Consider the following 18,373-nt stretch of genomic DNA (forward strand, 5'->3'; position numbering starts at 1 on the left):
CACCATGGACTTCACGCTGAACGAAGAGCAGCAGATGCTCGCCGACACGATGGCGCGCTTCGTGCAGAACGAGTACGAGTTCGAGGCACGCCGCAAGCGCCTGGCCGAAGGCCCGAGCGATGCGCTGGCGCGGCAGATGGCCGAGCTCGGCCTGTTCGCGCTGAACGTGCCCGAGGCGCACGGTGGCATCGGCGCCGGCGCGGTCGAGACCCTGATCGTGATGGAAGGCCTCGGCCGCGGCCTGGTGATCGAGCCCTACGTCGCCAGCGCCGTGATCGCGCCGCGCCTGCTCGCCACCTTCGGCAGCGAAGCGCAGAAGGACCGCTTTCTCGGGCCGATCGCCGAGGGCCGGCTGCGCTTCGCGCTCGCTGCGTTGGAGCCGCAAGCGCGCTATGACCTGGAGAACGTGCAGACCCACGCGGTGCGCCGCGACGGCGGGTGGCAGCTCGGCGGCGCGAAGGCCGTGGTGCCGCATGGCGACAGCGCCGACTGGCTGATCGTCACCGCCGACACGGGCCACGGCGTGGCGTTGATGCTGGTCGACGCCAGGTCGCCCGGCGTCGCGATCGACGGCTACGCGACCCTCGACGGCCAGCGCGCCGCCGAGATCCGGTTCGAAGGCGTCGTCGTCGATGACGCCTGCGTGATCGGCGAGCCCGGCCAGGGCCTGGAGCTGGCCGACTGGGCGACCGACCAGGGCCTGGCCGCCCTTGCCGCCGAAGCCGTCGGCGCGATGGCGAAGCTCACCGAGCTGAGCTGCGAGCACCTCTCGACGCGCAAGCAGTTCGGCGTGCCGATCGGCAGCTTCCAGGCGCTGCAGCATCGCGCCGCGGACATGCGCATCGCCGTCGAGCAGGCGCGCGCGCTGGCGCTGATGGCCGCGGCGCACGTCGAGTCGACGGACCGCGCCCTGCGTCGCCGCGCCGCTTCGGCGGCCAAGGCGATGGCCGGACGTTCCGGGCGCTACGTCGGCCAGCAGGCGACGCAGCTCCATGGCGGCATGGGCATGACCGACGAGCTGGCCTCGGGCCACTATTTCAAACGATTGACCGCGATCGACATGACCTGGGGCAACTCGGAACACCACGTCGAACGCTATGGAGAACTGCTGTGACTGAAACCACCACCGAACGCCACCCCGAGGGCCGCATCGTCGTGGAGCGGCGCGGGCCGATCCTGCTGATGGGCGTGGACCGCGTCGAGAAGCGCAACGGCTTCACGCCGCGCATGTTCCGCGAGCTCGGCGAGGCCTTCACGCTGCTGGAGAACGCGCCGGACCTGTTCGTCGGCCTGCTGTATGCCAAGGGCGATCATTTCAGCGGCGGCGTCGACCTGCCGCTGATGGCCGAGTACCGCAAGGCCGGCTCGCCCTACGTGCCGCTGAACCTGGTCGATCCGGGCCAGCTGCGCGAGCCCTATCGCACGAAGCCGGTGGTCGCCGCGATGCAGGGCATCTGCTACACCATCGCGATCGAGCTGATGCTGGCGGCCGACGTCGTGTTCGCCGCCGACAACTGCCGCTTCTCGCAGCTCGAGGTGAAGCGCGGCATCATGCCCGGCTACGGCGGCTCCTTCCGCTTCATCGAACGCGCCGGCTGGGGCAACGCGATGAAGTGGCTCCTGACCGGCGACGAGTTCGACAGCGCCGAGGCGCTGCGGCTCGGCCTGGTGCAGGAGGTCGTGCCCGCCGGCGAGCAGTTCGAGCGCGCCCTCGCCTACGCGCAGCGCGTGGCCGAGCAGGCGCCACTCGCGGTGCAGGGCACGATCGAGAACGCGCGCCTGGCGCTCGGGCAGGGCTGGATGCACGCGGCGACGCATGCCACCGCCAAGAACACCTTCCTGTACGGCACCGAGGACGCCGCCGAGGGCCGCAAGTCCTTCGCCGAGAAGCGCACGGCGAAGTTCGTCGGCAGGTGAGGGCCATGTTTCGCCAAGACCTGCTCGCGGGCAAGAAGATCCTCGTCACCGGCGGCGGCACCGGGCTCGGCAAGAGCATCGGGCGGCGCTATCTCGAACTCGGTGCGCACCTCGTGATCTGCGGCCGGCGGCTTGCCGTGCTCGACGCCACCGCCGACGAGTTCCGCGCCGAGCTGCCCGGTGCGCGCGTGGACACGCTCACCTGCGACGTGCGCGACGCCGCGCAGGTCGAGGCGATGATGGAGCGCCTCTGGCAGACCGGCCCGCTCGACGTGCTGGTCAACAACGCCGCGGCCAACTTCATCGCGCGCACCGACAAGCTCTCGGCACGCGCCGTCGACGCGGTGCTGAACATCGTGCTGCACGGCAGCTTCTACTGTGCGATCGCGGCGGGCCGGCGGTGGATCGAGGCAGGCCGGCCGGGCAACGTGATCAGCACCGTGTCGGCGCCGGTGATCACCGGCCAGGCCTTCACGGCGCCGTCCGCGGCGGCCAAGGCCGGCGTGCTCGCGATGACGCGCAGCCTCGCGGTCGAATGGGGCCCCAAGGGCATCCGGCTGAACTGCGTGGCGCCGGGATTGTTCCCGACGCCGGGCGCCTGGGAGCAGCTCTTTCCGCCCGGCAGCCAGGTCGAGGCGCAGGAGCGCGGCGTGCCGCTTCGGCGTCTCGGCGAGCACCGCGAACTGTGCGACCTGTATGCCTACCTCGCGGCCGATGGCTCGGGCTACATGACCGGCGACCTGATCGTGATGGACGGCGGGCGCTGGATGCAGGGCGCCGGTGGCCCGACCTTCCGCGCGATGCAGGACTGGAACGACGCGCAATGGGACGCGATGCGCAAGAAATGAACCCTGGCCAGAAAAGGAAACACCATGTCTGACTCCACCCTCGCCGCAGGCCCGCTGAGCCTGGCCGGCAAGACCGCCGTCGTCACCGGTGCCGGCAGCGGCATCGGCCAGGCGATCGCCGAGCTGTTTGCGCGTGCCGGCGCCAAGGTCGTCGCGGCCGACATCCACGCCGACGGCGCCGAAACCACCGCGGCCGGCATCCGCGCGGCCGGCGGCCAGGCCATCTCGGCGACGGCCGACGTGTCGCAGGACACGCAGGTCGCGGCCATGCTCGACCGTGCGATCGCCGAGTTCGGCAGCCTCGACGTGCTGGTCAACAACGCGGGGATCTTTCCGAAGAAGCCCTTCCTCGAGGTCGACGCCGCGTTCTGGGACAAGCTGCACGCGGTGAACCTGCGCGGCACTTTCCTGTGCCTGCGCGAGGCGATCCGGCGCATGCAGGCGCAGGGGAACGGTGGCGCGATCGTCAACATCTCGTCGGTGTCGTCGATGCAGGCGGTGGTCTATCACAACGCCACCTACAACGCGTCGAAGGCCGGCGTGAACAGCCTGACCAAGACCACCGCGCTGGAGTTCGCCGCCGACGGCATCCGCGTGAATGCCGTGCTGCCCGGCGGTACGCTGACACCCGGGGCCAAGGCGGCCAGTACCGATGGCGTCGACATGAAAGGGCCGATCCTGGGGCCGGGGCGCATCCCGCTCGGCAAGATGGGCGATCCGGAAGACATCGCGATGGCGGCACTGTTCTTCGCGAGCCCGGCTTCGCGGCTGATCACGGGGCAGTTGCTGGCGGTGGATGGGGGTTTTCAGGTGAGTTAGAAACGTCCCAGGGCGCCTTCCGGCAGCCCATCGAGGCGGACGGCATGTCGAATATATTGCACATCCGCCCCCGTCGCTTGCACAATGGCGGCATGTCCACCCTTCACGAAATCGGGAACGCGGTCCGCGCACGCCGGACCGAAATGGGGCTCACCCAGGAGGCCCTCGCGCAAGTGAGCGGGCTTTCGCGCTCCACCATCAACGCCGTGGAGAAGCAGTCGATCGGCAACCTCAGCATCACGAAAGCGGAGGCCCTCCTGGAGTCCATCGGCCTGTCGATGAAGGTTGCGACAAGCGGGACGGCGCGCGCGCCCTCCCCCCGGAAGGCTCCGCCGAGCAGGTCGGCGCTGGAGCGCGCGGCTTCAACGGCCAGCGTGAGTTATCAGCCCGTCATGTCGGCAAGGCAGCTCGAGGCGGCACTCCTCACCGGCATCGCACCGCGCCCGGTTCGGCCCCATCTGCAGGTCCTGCTCGACGAAGCACCCATGTCGCTGCTTGCGAAAGTGGTAGACGAGCTTCACGCCGACAAAGGGATCGAGCGTTCGCATGTCTGGAGCCAGATGCGTCGCCTGGCGCATGAACTGCAGTGCTTCAGGACAGTGTGGCAATGACGGCCGTCGATTTCACTCGCGAGGGCCCATGGCGCAAGCTTTGGCCGCAGGCCCTGGACCTGATGACGCACCTGGAGCGGGTCACCGTCGCACCGCCGTGGACCTTCGGCGGCGGTACCGCACTCATGCTTCGCTTCGATCACCGGTTCAGCAAGGATATCGACCTGTTCGTCCCAGACCCGCAGTGCCTTGGCTATGTGAATCCGCGCCTCGGCGGGCCTGCCGAGGATCTCACGGCTGACTACGAGGAGAACGCCCAGTTCATCAAACTGCAGCTCCCGGCAGGGGAGATCGATGTTGTGGTCGGCACGCCGCTGACGGTGCCGCACTTCGAACTCGTCGACTACGAAGGGCGTCCGATACGCGTCGAGACCTCGGCCGAGATCCTCGCAAAGAAGATGTGGCACCGCGGCGACCTGGCCAAGGTCCGTGATCTTTTCGACCTTTGCGCCGTGGCCACGTTCGAGCCCGAGGCCATCGATGCCGCTCTTCCGCACATGGGACGGCACGCGGCATTATTTCTCCAGCGATTGGACGCCAGGGCAGAGACCGCAGAAATCGAGTTCGAGCTGATCGAAGCCCGCTCGTTTCGCAAGTCCTTCTGGGAATGCCTCGCACTTGCGCATGCGATCCTCGAGCCACTTGTGCCTGTCGAAGAAGAGGTCGTTTCCGGCAAGGGCCGCCCACGGTAAGCGGGTCGGGTGTGCGCGTTGTGTGCACCTCGAAGGTCCGGTGTCCTCAGTCCGCCGCTGCGTCGACCGCGCCTCCACTACGCCATCAAAGCCTGCCCGTCCGCATCCACTGACCGCGCCGGCCGCCGCGGCAGCACCCACGCGACCAGCCCGCACAGCACGCACACACCTGTAATGGCGGCCATCGTCCACAGATAGGCATCGGCACTCGGATAAACCGCATTCGGCTGCTCCCCGCCACGCACGACCGTCAGCGCCAGCAGCACGCTGGCCGCCTGCGTGCCGATCGCGGTACCGAGCGTGCGCACCACCTGCGCCAGGCCGACGAACTCGCTGGTGCGCTCGGCGGGCACCACCTCCACCAGCAGGTTCGGCACCGCCGACATCAGCATCGCCCCGCCCAGCGAGGCCAGCATCACCCACCCCACCAGCATCCAGGCGCTCGAGTGGAGCGCGGTCAGGCCGATCCAGCCGGCCAGGATCATGAGGGTGGCGAGCCGCGCCGCAGTGCGGGCGCCATGCCGCGCTGCGAGGTGGCCGCCCCAGGGCGCGCCGAACAGGCCCATGAAGTTGGACGGGAGCTTCAGCAGGCCGGCCAGCGTCGCGCTCAGGCCCAGGCCGATGCCGGTCCACGACGGCTGCTGCGCGAGCGCCATCAGCACCAGCATCGTCTGCGAGGTGCCGAGGCCGAAGAGAAACATCAGGCCGATCGGCAGACCGACCTTGCGGGTCGCGATGCGGCGCACGTCGATCATCGGCTGCGCGTGCCGCCACTCGTGGCGCCACCACACGGCCAGCAACGCCGCGCCGCCGGCCAGCGCAGCGAACGTCGCGGCGTCGCCCAGCCCATGCGCCTTCAGCCGCGACACGGCCCACAGCAGCGCGGCGACCGCCGGCGCGTAGAGCATGCCGCCGACCCAGTCGACCCGCGCGCCGGCAGTGGTGGCGACCGATGCCGGCACCCAGCGCGCGACCAGCATCATCGCCAAGACGCCGTGCACCGCGCCGAACCAGAACATCGTGCGCCAGCCGGCATGGTCGACCAGCAGCCCGCCGAGCAGCAGCCCGGCGCCGGCGCTGAAGGTGGCCATTGCGGTGAGCCAGCCGACGGCCACCGGCACCCGCTCGGCCCGCAAGCGCTCGCGCACGATGCCGATGGCTAGCGGCAGCAAGGCCGCCGACATGCCCTGCAAGGCACGGCCGCAGATCAGGCCCGGCAGCTCGCTCGACAGCGCGCTGATCAGCGACCCGGTCGCCGAGCAGGCCAGCATCGCGAGCACCAGGCGCTTGCGCCCGAACAGGTCGCCCAGCCGCGACGACAGGCCCGCCGAGACCGAGCCGACCAGCAGGTAGGCGGTGATGAGCCAGCCCACGCCGGCCGGATCGCCGAAGTCGCGCATCAGCGTCGGCAGGGCCGCGTAGATCATGCTGACCTCGAAGGAGCTGATGATCTCCGCGAACACCAGCGCGACGACGATCGGATGGCTGCCGCTGGGCAGCGCGGCAGGTCGGCTCACTGGAGTACCTTCGCCTTCGGCTACGGTGCTATTCGCCTTGGGAGCGGCCCGGCGGCTCATGCATGCGCCGCGACTGCCGCGGGCGAAGCCGCCGCGCCGCGCTGCTTCACATCGCGCAGCAGGAAGTGCGACAGCGCCGGAATCAGCACCAGCGCGCCGATCATGTTCCACAGGAACATGAAGGTCAGCAGGATGCCCATGTCGGCCTGGAACTTGATCGGCGACCAGGCCCAGGTCACGACGCCGGCGGCCATCGTCACGCCGATCAGCGCCACGACCTTGCCGGTGAATTCGAGCGAGTGCTTGTAGGCCTCGCGCAGGCTGCCGCCGCGGCGCTGCACCGCGAGCTGCACCGACAACAGGTACAGCGCATAGTCGACGCCGACGCCCACGCCGAGCGCGATGACCGGCAAGGTCGCGACCTTCACGCCGATGCCCATCACGACCATGATCGCCTCGCAAAGAATCGACGTGATCAACAGCGGCACCAGCGCCACCACCACCGCGCGCCAGGAGCGGAAGGTAATGAAGCACAGCAGCGTCACGGCGATGTAGAGCACCACGTGCATGATGTAGAAGGACTTGCGCACCACGATGTTGGTCACTGCCTCGATGCCGGCCGGCCCGGCCGCGGGCAGGAACTCCGCCCCGGGCCGGCTGTGCGTGGCGGCGAAGCCCTCCACGGCCTTCAGCACGCGATCGAGCGTGTCGGCGCGGTGGTCGCTCAGGTACGCCGTGACCGCGAACAGCGAGCAGTTCGGGTTCATCGCGTCCGGGTTGTCCTGGATCACGCGGTTGGCCGCCGGGCCGAGGATGCGCGGGTCGCGCGCCAGCGTGTTCCACTTGAAGTAGCCCTCGCTCGAAGCGGCGACCCCGCGCTTGGTCTGCTCGGCGAAGGAGGTCACCGCCTTCACGCCCTGCACATGCTCGAGCTCCCAGCCGAGGCGGTCGGCCTCGACCAGGCCCTCGTAGCGGTCGCAGGCGCTCTTCGGCGTCTTCACGATGACGGCGAACTGGTCGCTCGACAGGCCGTAGTGGCGCGCGATGTAGGCGTTGTCGAGGTTGTAGCGCGAGTCGCGGCGCAGCTCCGGCGCGCCTTCGTCGAGGTCGCCGATCTTCAGGCCCGTGCGCAGGCTCAAAGCGCCGGCGCCGAGCAGCGCCGCCGCCGCGATGGCCACCAGCGCCCAGCGCCGCTCGGTCAGCCGCTCCAGCGCGCCCCACACGCGGCCCATCGCCGAGCGCCCGGCGTGCTCGGCCGCGTCGGCATTCAGCGAGCGCTGCGCGGCCTTGGGGCTGACGCCGGTGTACGACAGCAGCACGGGGATCAGCACCAGCTTCGTGAAGATCAGCCCGGTGACGCCGATGCTGGTCATCACCGCCAGGTCGCGGATCACCGGGATGTCGATGATGATCAGCACCATGAAGCCGACCACGTTGGTCAGGAGCGCCGTCAAGCCGGCCAGGAACAGCCGCCGGAAGGTGTAGCGCGCGGCGACGTACTTGTGCGTGCCGCGGCCCACGTCCTGCATGATGCCGTTCATCTTCTGCGCGCCGTGCGACAGGCCGATCGCGAAGAGGAGGAAGGGCACCAGGATCGAGTACGGATCGAGCTCGTAGCCAAGAATCTGCAGCAGCCCCATCAGCCACATCACGCCGAGCACCGCGGTGACGACCAGCACGACGGTGCTGCGCAGGCAGCGGGTGTAGAGGAAGACGAACAGCGCCGCGATCGCGACCGAGATCGCGAAGTAGGAGATCACCGTTGCGAGGCCTTCGATCAGGTCGCCGACGAGCTTGCCGAAGCCGACGATGTAGACGCGGAATTGGCCCGTGCCCTTGGCGCGCACCTGTTCTTCGAGGGCGCGCGACAGCTTCAGGTAGTCGATCGGCTCGCCGCTGTCGGCATAGCGGTCGAGCAGTGGCACGACGATCATCGAAGAGCGCTGGTCGTCGCTGATGATGCGGCCGGCGGCGCCGGAGCGCGCGATGTTGGCCTTGAGCTCGTCGAGCTTGGCCGGCGAGCCGTCGAAGCGCTCGGGCATCACCGGGCCGCCGCGCATGCCCTCCTCGGTCACCTCGCCCCATCGCAGCACCGGCGTCCACAGGGACTTGAGCCAGGGCCGGTCGACGCCCGGCATGATGTAGAGCGCATCGTTGACCGACGCGAGGAACTTCAGGTAGCCGGCGTCGTAGATGTCGCCCTGTGTGTTCTCGACCACCACCCGCAGCTGGTTGCCCAGCCCGCGCAGCTCGGTCTTGTTGTCGAGATAGTTCTGGATGTACGGGTGCGAGCGCGGGATCATGCGCTCGAAGTTGGCGTTGATCTTCAGCTGCATCGAATGCCAGCCGAGGAAGATCGACACCAGCGCGAAGGCGACGAGGATCACGCGGCGGTGGTTGAAGATGAGCCGTTCGATCGCATTGCCGGAGCGCGGGTCGAAGCGGGCGGGGTCCGGGATGACCTCGAAGGTCTCGTCGCTGCCGATGTTCATCGCTGTGTCACCTTGCCGCCGGCGCCATCGCCAGCCGCTGTACGCCCGAGGGGCCGGCGACGAGCAGCCAGTCGGCTTCCATCGAGACCACGTCGAAAGCCGCGCCCAGCCCGGGCATCGGCGCCATCCGCACGAAGCTGTCGCCGAGCGCGGCGCCGACCAGCAGCTCGCCCGCCTGCGTTGCCAGCACCAGCCGGCCATCGGGCAGGAGCACGCCGCCGTTGATGGCCGCATGGGTGCCGGTGGCCAGCGGCTTCCAGTTCGCGCCGGCGTCGGTCGAGCGCCAGGCCGTGCCGCGCAGGCCGAGCGCGACGATCGCGTCCTTCGAGGCCGCCATGCCGAACCAGGTGCCCGGATACGGCGTCTGGATGCGCACGAAGCGCCCGGCCGCCGCGTCCAGGCGCATGACCAGGCCGAGCTCGCCGACGATCACCACCTGGTCGCCGGCCTGGCGGATGGCGTGCAGCGAATAACCGTCGGGGTTGTCGGTGCGGTCGAGCCACGGCTCCCACGTCGCGCCGCCATCGGCCGTGTGCAGGATCAGGTTGAACTGGCCGACCACCCAGCCCTCGCGCTCATCGCGAAAGTGCACCGCCAAAAAGGGCCGGGTCGGCCCGTCCTCGGCCATGCGCTTCGCGTCGTCGCGCGGCCGCGCGAGCGCGGGATCGGCGGCGGCGCCCTTCTTCTCGTAGTACGACACCATCATCGTCCCGAGGCTGCGCCCGTCGAGCACGCGGCGCCAGTTCAGCCCGCCGTCGGTGCTGTGCAGCACCACGCCGTCATGGCCCACCGCCCAGCCCTGCGTGGGGGACGGGAACTGCACGGCGAGCAGATCGGTGCTGACCGGCGACGGGCGCTGCTCCCAGGTCTTGCCGCGGTCCGCGGAGCGCAGGATGTGGCCGCGCGGGCCGACGGCGACGACATGCTCGGCATCGACCACTGCCAGTGCAAAGGCCGGCGCACGCAGCGAGCGCGGCGTCATGCGCGCGGGCGCATCGAGCGGATCGACGAAGGCGGGTGCGGACGGGCCTGCCGCGCTGGCCACGACCGACGCACACAGGCAGGCCGCGATCGTCGCGAGGGTGCTCACGTGCCGCATGGCGCGAGCGGAGAACGATGCACCCTGGGCCACGCTCGCGTGCACTCAGCGCTGGGTCCGGCGTGCCAGGCCTTCGGGGCTGTAGAAGGCGTCGGCATCGACCGTGTCGATGTCCATGAACAGGCCCTTGTACCCGCCGATGATCGAGGAGTTGTACCAGGCCCCGGTGCCGAAGTCGAAGTAGAAGGTGCCGCCCTGCACCACCGCCTGCTTGTCGTAGCCCCAGACCGTCGGGTTCAGGATGCCGCGCGAGAGCTTGCCGGTGGCGTCCCAGGCGTCGATCACCACCGCGTTGGGGATGTCCTCGTCCATGTAAAAGCGGCGCTTGGCGGCCACGTGGCGCGCGCCGGGCTTGAGCGTGGCGTCGACCACGGTAACGCGGTGCAGCTCCCAGCGCATCGCGTCCGGGTTCGGGTGGCCCTTCATCAGGATGTCGTCAGGCTTGGCGGCCAGATACTTGTAGTTGTTGTAGGGGATCAGCAGCTCCTTGGTGCCGACGAGCTTCCAGTCGAAGCGGTCGAGCCGGCCCGAGAAGGCGTAGATCTCGTCGTACAGCATCGCGCCGGCGGCCGTCGCGACCGGAAAGTCGTAGCTCGCATCCGGCGACAGCCGCACGCGGCGCTGGCCCGGCGTGTAGGCCCAGGTCTTGTCGGGCTGCGCCACCGGATTGATGAACTTGCGCTGCAGGTTGCCCTCGCCGGTGATCCGCGCCGGCGCGGTGTAGATGTTGTTGTTCATGAAGTACTGGCCACCCCGGGCGTAGAACTCCTCGGATGTCAGCTTCTGGTTGAAGTAGTCGTTCTGGTTGCGGTTGTTCACCTCGCCCGTCATGACCTTGTTGCCACCCCCGTCCACGTACCAGGCCTGGCCGTAGGTCCACGACGACGCACCCTTGTTCGTCAGCATCATGTTCCACATCGCCTCCTGGCCGGTCTTGGGGACCGCGAAGGGCGTGCCGCCGAAGCAGCCGGTCACCGCTTCGCCGTCCTCGATCGCCTTGCAGCGGCCGGCAGCGTTCTTGCGGGCGTTCTCGACAAACCAGGCCGAGTAGTTGGCCGGCCTGCGTGTCGGGTAGACGTCGATGCGGAAGGTCGGGTAGCGCTTCAGCAGCTCCTTCGTCGCCTCGGAGAGCTTGTCGGCGTACTGCGCCATGTTGGCCGCGGTCACGGTGTAGAGCGGCTTGTCGGCGGCATAAGGGTCGGCCCAGAAGCCGGAGTCCTTCTTGAAGCCGGGCGGGCTGGTGTTGGCCGGAAGGCCGCCGTCCCACGCGGCGATGCTGCCGTCCTTGTTGCCTGCCTTCAAGGCGCCCCAGGGCAGGCGATCGCCGTCGTCGGCGTTGGCTGCGGGCACGAAGCTCGCGCCGATGCCGAGGCACAGCGCGGCGGTTGCGATGCGTCGAATGTTCATCTCGATTCCTTCGAAGTGCTGCTCAGAACGCGGTCTGGTAGGTGAAGCTCAGGTAGTTGCGATCGCGGAAGTTCGCCAGGCCGGAGGCGAAGAAGGGCGCTGCGCCCGGGCCGGTGACGATGTTGCCGGTCTTGCCGCCGCGCGCGGTGTAGGCCAGGTCGAACTGGTGCTTGTACTTGCCGGCCAGGTACTCGACCCGAATGCCCGGGCGGACCAGCCACGACCCCTTGGGCGTGACGCCGGCATTGACGGCGGCGGCATTGCCCGAGAGGCCGTAGGTCACGAACAGCGGCGTCGAGATGTCGATGCTCGGGAAGACCTGCTGCCACGTCGGCGTGAACGACAGGGCGATGCTGGCGGCATTGCGCGTCGAGCAGCCGCGCAGCACCAGGTTGTCGGTGCAGGCGGGGTTGCCGCCCTGGCCGTTGTAGAGGCTGGCGCCGCTGGTGATCTTGTCCAGGTGCATGGCGTCGAACTGCAGCGCGATCGAGCCTGAGTCGAAGAGCGCGTTCTTGTTGATCGTCGAAACGGCGCTCATCAGGAAGTGGACCGTGTTGCCGCGCGGGCCTTCCATGCCGGGGTCCCTGACCAGGCCGGGGAAGGTCCCGAAGGCGAAGCCGCTGCGCACGTTCAACGGCATCTTGCGGCGGTAGTTCAGCTCGATGCCGGTGCCCCAGCCGGCGATCAGCGTGTTGTAGGTCAGGCCGATCAGCTCGATGTCCTTCGCATAGACCGCGCGGCCGATGCGCGAGCCGTTGGGATTGACCGCGATCTGGCTCAGCCAGCTGGGATTCTTGTCGTCGAAGCGGCGCAGCCACAGGCCAAGGGCATCGCCCTCGAGCTTTTCCGGCGACCACTTCAGGCCCAGCGCGATGTCGCCCTTGTCGCCCTTGAAGGAAGGGGCGCGCGACACGGCCGGGTTGGAGATGTATTGCGGGCCTTCGAGCGCGGTGTCGTTGACCTGCCAGAAGGTGCCGCCTTCGGAAATGCGCGACGAGCGGAATTCGCCCGTGTACTGGCCCATCAACGACCAGGCGTTGTTGAGCTGCCAGGTGGCGCCGACCTGGCCGATCGGCAGCGCCGTTTCCTTGGCCGAGGCGCCCGGGCTCAGGTCCGACTTGCGGCCGTCGTTGGGCGCCATCGAGTAAGACACGCTGCCGCCGTTGCCGAACAGAAATTCGCCCGGCAGCCAGGCAAAGCGGCCGGCTTTCAGGTTCAGCGAGGTGCCGCCGAAGTCGAGGTTGGTCCATGCGAAGGCATCCATGAACTCGGCGGATGGGCCCTTGTAGTAGCGGTCGATGTAGCCGGTGAACTCGTTGCGCGCATAGTTCGGAACGGTCGCGAAGCGCGGGTCGCTGCGGCTCCTGTCAGGGAAGTTATTGTCGTACCAGCCTGTCGCGCTGAGGCGCAAGCCCATGTTCCTCTTGTAGCTCAAGTCGAACTCGGAGTAGATGTCGAAGCGCGACAGCGTCGTGTCGTTCTTGCCGAACAGCCAGTTGCCCTCGTCCACCGCCGGCGAGTTGACCAGCCGCAGGTCACGCTCGCCGGTGCGCCTCGCGGCGTTGTAGCGCAGCGTGGTGTCGAGCGTGAGCTCCAGGTCGGGCGAGCCGGTGTCGATCTTGAAGGCGGCCGCGGGTGCGGCCATGGCCACGGCCGCGCTGATGCAGGCTGCCTTCAAGGCGCGTTCGCTGCGCGGAGCGCGGCGGCGAGTCCCTCGTTCTTTGCTCATCGAGTCTCCAGTTTTGTAGGAAGGGGAATCTGGCGGGGCCGGCGCGACGCCTTTACTGGTGGTCAGTGCGTCATGCCAATAATCGAACAGTGTTCATATGGTTGCACAGGCCCTCCGGAACGTCAACCAAGGTCTATCAGTAATTACCCGTGGACTCGGAGTGGCCCGCCACCTGCGACGGCACCGGCAACGGCGCCCGCGCGCTGCTGCGGCGCGGCAAGGCAATGGCGAGCAGCACGCCGGCGCCGGCACAGGCGATGACGAAGGCGAACGTGAGCGCATAGGCGGCCGGGCTCGGATGCGTGCCGGGGCCCCGGGCCGCGTCGCTCACCGTGGAGCTGGCGAGCAGCAGGGTCGCGAGCTGCGTGCCGATCGCGGTGCCCACGGTGCGCACGACGTGCGACATGCCGTTGATCTCGCTGGTGCGATCCGTGGGCGCGACTTCGACGATCAGGTTGGGGATGGCCGCATAGAGGATCGATCCGCCGAGGGTGATCAGGAAGGCCTCCGCGACCAGCAGCCACACGGCATCGTGCTGCAGCAGCACGCCGACCCAGCCGGCGCAGATCACGACGCTGCCAACCAGCGCCGCGCGCCGCGCGCCATGCCGCGCCGCGACATGCCCGCTCCACGGCGCTCCGAACAGGCCCGCGAGGCTGGCAGGCACCTTGATCGTTGCGGCCAGCGTGGCCGTGAGGCCGAGGCCGATGCCGGTCCACGCCGGCTGCTGCGCGAGCAGCAGGATCACGAGCATCAGCTGCGCCGTGCCGAGACCGAACAGCGCCATCAGCCCCATCGCCAGCCCGATCTGGCGTTCGGCGAAGCGGCGCACGTCGATCATGGGCTGCGGGTGGCGCCATTCGTGACGCACCCAGGCCGCGATCGCCAGCAGGCCGGTCGCGATCAGCCCGAGCGTGACCGGGTCGGCCGGACCGCTCCCCTTCATGCGCGTGACGGCCCACAGCAGCAGCGCGACGCCGGGCGCGAAGAGCACGCCGCCGAGCAGGTCGAGGCGCCCCACCGCCGCCTGCCGCACCGAGGGCGGCAGCAGCGCCGCCACCGCCACGATCGACAGGGCCGTCTGGCCGACCGAGAACCAGAAGATCCAGCGCCAGCCCGCATGGTCGACCAGCCAGCCCCCGAGCAGGATGCCCGCGCCGGCCGTGAAGCTCGCCATCGCGGCCACCCAGCCGATGCCCACCGGCACGCGCGCCTTCGGCAGATGCTCGCGCACCAGCCCGATGGTGAGCGGCAGCAGCGCCGCCGACATGCCCTGCACCGCGCGCCCGGCGATCAGCCACGGCAGGCTGGTGGCGAAGGCGCCGATGAGCGAGCCGGCCAGCGCGAACACCAGCGTCAGGATCAGCAGCCTGCGCCGGCCGTACAGATCGCCCAGGCGCGAGCTCAGGCCCGCCGACACCGCGCCGACGAGCAGGAAGGCCGTGATCAGCCAGCCGACGCCGACCGGATCGCCGAATTCGCGCATCAGCGTGGCCAGGGCGCCATACATCATGCCGACCTCGAAGGAGCTGTTCACCTCGGCGAACACCAGCACGGCGAGGATCAGAAGCCAGCGCCGGTTCTCGGCCGGCGTGGGGGAATCTTGTTTCACGAACGTCTCCTGGTGCCCCGTCTCCGGGGCCCTTGTCACCTGCGCTTGCGATCCGTCGCAAGCGCAGGTGGATCGGAAGATCTAGAGCCCGTCGAAAGGACCTTCGACAGCGCCCTCCAGCTCCTGCAGCAGGCGCCTCAGGCTGTTCGACAGCCCGCGGCGCTCGTCGTGCGGCAGCGCCCGCACGGCCTTGAAGACCGGCGCCGGGTGAGCGATCAGGCGGTCCAGCGCCTGGTCACCGAGCGCGGTCATGCGCACCATCTGCCCGCGCCGGTCGAGCGGGTTGTGGACCCGCTCCACCAGCCCGCGCGCGACCAGCCGGTCGAGCCGCTTCTTCAGCCCCGGCAGCGAGATCCACAGCCGCTCCTTCAGCCCGGTGGGCGTGCTCTCGAACGGCGGCCCCATGCGCCGCAGCGCGCCCAACACCATCACCTCGCCGGAGTTCAGTCCCTGCGCGGCGGCCAGCGACGCGATGCTGCGCTCGACGTGCGCCCCAAGGCGCGACAGGCGCGCCAGCACGGCGAACACCTGCGGATCGACCTCCGGCCAGGCACGGCGCCAGCTCTCCAGGTTGGGCTGCACGACATCGTCGTCCTTCGCCGCCGGCGCCATGCAGGCCAGCGCCGGCGCCAGGCCGAGCGGCGCCGCGATGCGCGCGAGCACCGACAGCTGCAGGTCCTCGCCGCGTTCGGCGCGAACGATCTGCGGCTGGTGTACGCCGGCACGCTGCGCCAGCTCGCGCTGCGACCATCCGGCCGCGGCGCGCTTCTCCTTCAGCAACTCGGCCCATGAGGATTTGCTCCAGGTGCTTGGTTCGGTCATCGGGTACGCCTGCGGGTCGATATCGTTCACGATATCAGCGGCAAGCCCCGCACAGGCGATCAACCTTCGTCGTTGACCCAGCGCACGAAGCGGCTCAGCGGCAGGAAGCCGTCGTGCGAGATGCCTGCCTCGAAGGCCACTGCCTTGCCGAGCTCGACGATGCGCTGCACGCCGGCCGCCGCGAGCGCGTCGCGCAACTCCGCCTTGCGCCCGGGCGGGTAGACGCCGACCGTCTGCGTCGCGACGTTGGCGCAGCCCACCGCCGAGGCCAGGCTCGCCACCGGCACGACGTTGACCACGCGGCCGTCCGGATGGAAGTCGACCTGCTCCTCCGAGCGGATCACCAGCCCCCGGCCCTCGTAGCCGCCCCACACGCGGTAGTGCGGCTCCATGCCGCGCAGGCCGTCGATCTCGTCGCGCAGCTCGGCCGGCAGCGGGCTGCCGAGCGCGGAGCAGGTCTCGCGCTGCACGCCCAGCCGCGCCTGCAGCGCCGCGCAATAGCGATCGACCTCTTCGAGCGAGCCTTCGACGAACTGCACCCGGCTCGACGCGCAGGCCTGCTGGTTCATGATCGTCGCGTCGGTCGCGGCGCGCTCGGCCACCTCGGCCAGTGCGGCGTCGGAGGCGAAGGCCTCGCGGCCGATCAGCGAGATCGAGGTTTTCGGATCGAAGGCCACCAGCTCGAAGCCCGGGCCGATGTACTGCTTGACGCTGCGGATCGTGCTCTCGCCGCCCCAGGCCACCACCTTGTCGAAGAACTGCGGCCGGAACAGCAGGCTCTCGACCTGGGCATCGCCGCCGCGCCAGTAGGCCGCCGAGAACGAGCGCACCAGCGGATGGCCGGGCGCGACCGCCGCCATCGTGCGCAGGATCGCAGTGGCCGTGAAGAGATCGTTGGAAGGCAGCTTGATCAGGTGAACGCCCTTGGTCAGCGCGCCCCGCACCACCGACATCGCGGCCACGCCCGGCGCGTTGCCGGCGATCACGTGGATCAGCCGCGGCGGGAAGGCGCGCATCCGGTGCGTGCGGCCGCTGGGCGCGTTGTCGATGAGGCGCCAGCCGTCCAGCACGTCGGCGCCGCCGAGCTCCTGCTCGACCTGGAACAGCAGGCCCCGGTTGTCGAAGGCGCGGCCCAGGCCGGCGTAGGAGCGCTCCAGCACGTCGCGCGGCAGCGGGCTGGTGCGCACGCTGAACTCGAGCGCCTCGGCGAGCAGCCCGTCCGGGTCGCGCTTGAGCCGCTCGCCGGTCGCCACCAGCACGTCGATGATCTCGGCCAGCGGCGTGTCGAACGCGGGGCCGGGCTCGCGGCGCGTCCACACCAGGTCGTTCAGGTCCAGCGCCGGGGTCGCGAAGCGCGCCTGCGGGCTGCCGAACTCGTGAGCCGCGCCGGTGACGACCTTGCCCTTGACGACGTGGCAGACGGGGACTGCGGAAGTCGTTGCGTTCATGCTGCGATCGCTCCACGGACGTAGGCATCGACCGTGCCGGCACAGCCGATGTGATCGTCCTCGCCCGGCTGCGCGAAGCGCGTGATGTTGTCGAACAGCGTCGGCCCGCGGCGGCCGCAGGGGCAGCGCGGCTTCAGGTCGGCGGTCACCTTGTCGCCGGTGATGAGACCGCCCCAGCGCCCTTCGTAGAGCAGGTCGAGAAAGGCGAAGCGGCCCTCGACCACGCCGTCCTCGCCGTCGTTGGCCGTCAGCAGGCGCTCGCCCTCGCGATCGACGATCAGCCAGATCAGCGCCGGCGCGCGGTGGTAGCGCCCAGCCTCGCAGCGCGGCATCACCTGCGCAAGCTCGGTCATGCCGTAGTTGCCCGGGCGCACGACCTGGCCGAAGAAGCGGTCGACCTGCTCCTTGTAGTCCGGCGGCAGGGCCACGCCCTTGATGCCGCCGCCGGCGTTGACGACGGTGTCGGGATGGAAGGCGCCGTCGCCGATGCCGCGCTCGCGCGCCCGGGCGATGAGCGCCATGTACTGCGCCCACATGCCAGAGATCAGCATCGGCTGCGCGCGGCGGTCGAGGATGGTGTCGAGCAGCTTCAGCAAGCCCTCGCGACCTTCGGCCCCCTTGCGCGCGGCCTCCTGCTCGAAGGCGGCGATCTCGTCGGGTGTCGCGCTGCCATCGGCCATCTTCTTGCGCATCGCCGCCATCCGGCTGACGTCGGCGATCTTCAGCGGCTGGTCGGTCAGCGCGAAGGTCTGCCCCGGCTTGCCGAAGTTCTCGAAGTTGAACTGGGCCGCCTCGGTCGCGCTGCTCGTGCCTCGGGACGGGCCGAGCCAGAACACCGTGCGGTCGGCGTTCGAGCGCACGTAGGGCCAGCCGACCGAGTACTTGAAATGGCGCTTCTTCAGGTCGTGATCGCCCACCGTGTGGTTCAGGAACGAGCACTTGCCCGAGGACCCGCTGGTCGCGAGCACCCGGTGGCCGGCCTCCCACAGCCGCGCGAGCCAGTCGTCGATGTCCTTCACGCCTTCGACGTTCACGCCGGTGGTATCGGCCACCGACAGCGTGTTCAGCCATTGCAGCATGCGGCCCCACTGCTCCTTCTCGACGAAGGACGGCGGGTAGGACTTGTAGACCGTGTGCGCGAACAGCAGGGGAACCAGGTCCTCCAGCCGGTCGATGCGCTCGATGTCGGCGTCTTCTGCGCGCCGGGCGAGCAGCGGGATCTGCGCCCGGCGCTCCTCGAACAGCTCCTGCGCCGCGCGCAGCTGCAGCGCTTCGACGTCGGCGGCCGGCAGGTCGTAGGCGAGGTCGGGGTCGAGGATCATGTCGACCAGTTGCTTGCGGATCGGTGTCATGCCGGCCT

15 protein-coding genes are annotated in these 18,373 nt (G+C 69.4%); 6 read left to right on the forward strand and 9 right to left on the reverse strand.

The window, feature by feature from the left end; genetic code table 11:
* Positions 1-4 precede the first annotated feature (4 nt).
* The 6 genes from AC3A6X_RS06375 (at position 5) to AC3A6X_RS06400 (ending at position 4,887) form a co-directional block, all read left to right on the forward strand.
* Positions 5-1,114 (forward strand): acyl-CoA dehydrogenase family protein, encoded by a 1,110-nt coding sequence (locus AC3A6X_RS06375; RefSeq protein WP_487841374.1) that lies wholly within the window; start codon positions 5-7, stop codon positions 1,112-1,114.
* Positions 1,111-1,917, forward strand: coding sequence for a crotonase/enoyl-CoA hydratase family protein (locus tag AC3A6X_RS06380; RefSeq protein ID WP_487841375.1), 807 nt, complete (start codon positions 1,111-1,113; stop codon positions 1,915-1,917). The genes AC3A6X_RS06375 and AC3A6X_RS06380 overlap by 4 nt, the downstream gene beginning before the upstream one ends.
* Positions 1,918-1,922: 5 nt before the next feature.
* Positions 1,923-2,765 (forward strand): SDR family oxidoreductase, encoded by an 843-nt coding sequence (locus tag AC3A6X_RS06385; protein WP_487841376.1) that lies wholly within the window; start codon positions 1,923-1,925, stop codon positions 2,763-2,765.
* Between the two features lie 24 nt (positions 2,766-2,789).
* Positions 2,790-3,584, forward strand: a complete 795-nt coding sequence (locus AC3A6X_RS06390) for an SDR family NAD(P)-dependent oxidoreductase (RefSeq protein ID WP_487841377.1) — start codon at positions 2,790-2,792, stop codon at positions 3,582-3,584.
* Positions 3,585-3,676: 92 nt separating this feature from the next.
* Positions 3,677-4,195, forward strand: a complete 519-nt coding sequence (locus AC3A6X_RS06395; protein ID WP_487841378.1) for a helix-turn-helix transcriptional regulator — start codon at positions 3,677-3,679, stop codon at positions 4,193-4,195.
* Entirely contained in the window at positions 4,192-4,887 is a 696-nt protein-coding gene (locus tag AC3A6X_RS06400) for a nucleotidyl transferase AbiEii/AbiGii toxin family protein (protein WP_487841379.1), read from the forward strand. The genes AC3A6X_RS06395 and AC3A6X_RS06400 overlap by 4 nt, the downstream gene beginning before the upstream one ends.
* A gap of 77 nt (positions 4,888-4,964) precedes the next feature.
* Here AC3A6X_RS06400 and AC3A6X_RS06405 read toward each other — a convergent pair whose 3' ends face one another.
* The 9 genes from AC3A6X_RS06405 to AC3A6X_RS06445 all read right to left on the reverse strand — a co-directional run bounded on the left by AC3A6X_RS06405 (position 4,965) and on the right by AC3A6X_RS06445 (position 18,365).
* Positions 4,965-6,404: an MFS transporter gene (locus AC3A6X_RS06405; protein WP_487841380.1), complete on the reverse strand. Its 1,440-nt coding sequence runs from the start codon at positions 6,402-6,404 to the stop codon at positions 4,965-4,967.
* 56 nt (positions 6,405-6,460) lie between these two features.
* Positions 6,461-8,896, reverse strand: coding sequence for an efflux RND transporter permease subunit (locus AC3A6X_RS06410; RefSeq protein ID WP_487841381.1), 2,436 nt, complete (start codon positions 8,894-8,896; stop codon positions 6,461-6,463).
* A 7-nt stretch (positions 8,897-8,903) separates the two neighbouring features.
* The gene (locus AC3A6X_RS06415; RefSeq protein ID WP_487841382.1) at positions 8,904-9,986 is read right to left on the reverse strand and encodes a YCF48-related protein; all 1,083 of its coding nucleotides are present in this window, start codon (positions 9,984-9,986) and stop codon (positions 8,904-8,906) included.
* Positions 9,987-10,040: 54 nt separating this feature from the next.
* The gene (locus AC3A6X_RS06420) at positions 10,041-11,402 is read right to left on the reverse strand and encodes a DUF1329 domain-containing protein (RefSeq protein ID WP_487841383.1); all 1,362 of its coding nucleotides are present in this window, start codon (positions 11,400-11,402) and stop codon (positions 10,041-10,043) included.
* 22 nt (positions 11,403-11,424) lie between these two features.
* Positions 11,425-13,131, reverse strand: a complete 1,707-nt coding sequence (locus tag AC3A6X_RS06425) for a DUF1302 domain-containing protein (protein ID WP_487841384.1) — start codon at positions 13,129-13,131, stop codon at positions 11,425-11,427.
* A gap of 136 nt (positions 13,132-13,267) precedes the next feature.
* Positions 13,268-14,743 carry an MFS transporter gene (locus tag AC3A6X_RS06430; protein WP_487841385.1) on the reverse strand — a complete coding sequence of 492 codons (1,476 nt, stop codon included), beginning with the start codon at positions 14,741-14,743 and terminating at the stop codon, positions 13,268-13,270.
* Between the two features lie 81 nt (positions 14,744-14,824).
* Entirely contained in the window at positions 14,825-15,565 is a 741-nt protein-coding gene (locus AC3A6X_RS06435; RefSeq protein ID WP_487841386.1) for a MarR family transcriptional regulator, read from the reverse strand.
* A 59-nt stretch (positions 15,566-15,624) separates the two neighbouring features.
* The gene (locus AC3A6X_RS06440; protein ID WP_487841387.1) at positions 15,625-17,013 is read right to left on the reverse strand and encodes an acyl-CoA reductase; all 1,389 of its coding nucleotides are present in this window, start codon (positions 17,011-17,013) and stop codon (positions 15,625-15,627) included.
* Complete coding sequence (locus AC3A6X_RS06445; RefSeq protein ID WP_487841388.1) at positions 17,010-18,365, reverse strand: hypothetical protein; 1,356 nt, start codon at positions 18,363-18,365, stop codon at positions 17,010-17,012. The genes AC3A6X_RS06440 and AC3A6X_RS06445 overlap by 4 nt, the downstream gene beginning before the upstream one ends.
* Positions 18,366-18,373 lie beyond the last annotated feature (8 nt).

Source organism: Variovorax sp. Soil_C_12, assembly GCF_057657375.1.

Excerpts from the sequence above, each read along its gene's own strand:
- AC3A6X_RS06375 (WP_487841374.1), top strand. The coding sequence starts at position 5 with ATGGACTTCACGCTGAACGAAGAGCAGCAGATGCTCGCCGACACGATG.
- AC3A6X_RS06385 (WP_487841376.1), top strand. The coding sequence starts at position 1,923 with ATGTTTCGCCAAGACCTGCTCGCGGGCAAGAAGATCCTCGTCACCGGC.
- AC3A6X_RS06390 (WP_487841377.1), top strand. The coding sequence starts at position 2,790 with ATGTCTGACTCCACCCTCGCCGCAGGCCCGCTGAGCCTGGCCGGCAAG.
- AC3A6X_RS06395 (WP_487841378.1), top strand. The coding sequence starts at position 3,677 with ATGTCCACCCTTCACGAAATCGGGAACGCGGTCCGCGCACGCCGGACC.
- AC3A6X_RS06400 (WP_487841379.1), top strand. The coding sequence starts at position 4,192 with ATGACGGCCGTCGATTTCACTCGCGAGGGCCCATGGCGCAAGCTTTGG.
- AC3A6X_RS06410 (WP_487841381.1), bottom strand. The coding sequence starts at position 8,896 with ATGAACATCGGCAGCGACGAGACCTTCGAGGTCATCCCGGACCCCGCC.
- AC3A6X_RS06420 (WP_487841383.1), bottom strand. The coding sequence starts at position 11,402 with ATGAACATTCGACGCATCGCAACCGCCGCGCTGTGCCTCGGCATCGGC.
- AC3A6X_RS06425 (WP_487841384.1), bottom strand. The coding sequence starts at position 13,131 with ATGAGCAAAGAACGAGGGACTCGCCGCCGCGCTCCGCGCAGCGAACGC.
- AC3A6X_RS06435 (WP_487841386.1), bottom strand. The coding sequence starts at position 15,565 with ATGACCGAACCAAGCACCTGGAGCAAATCCTCATGGGCCGAGTTGCTG.
- AC3A6X_RS06440 (WP_487841387.1), bottom strand. The coding sequence starts at position 17,013 with ATGAACGCAACGACTTCCGCAGTCCCCGTCTGCCACGTCGTCAAGGGC.
- AC3A6X_RS06445 (WP_487841388.1), bottom strand. The coding sequence starts at position 18,365 with ATGACACCGATCCGCAAGCAACTGGTCGACATGATCCTCGACCCCGAC.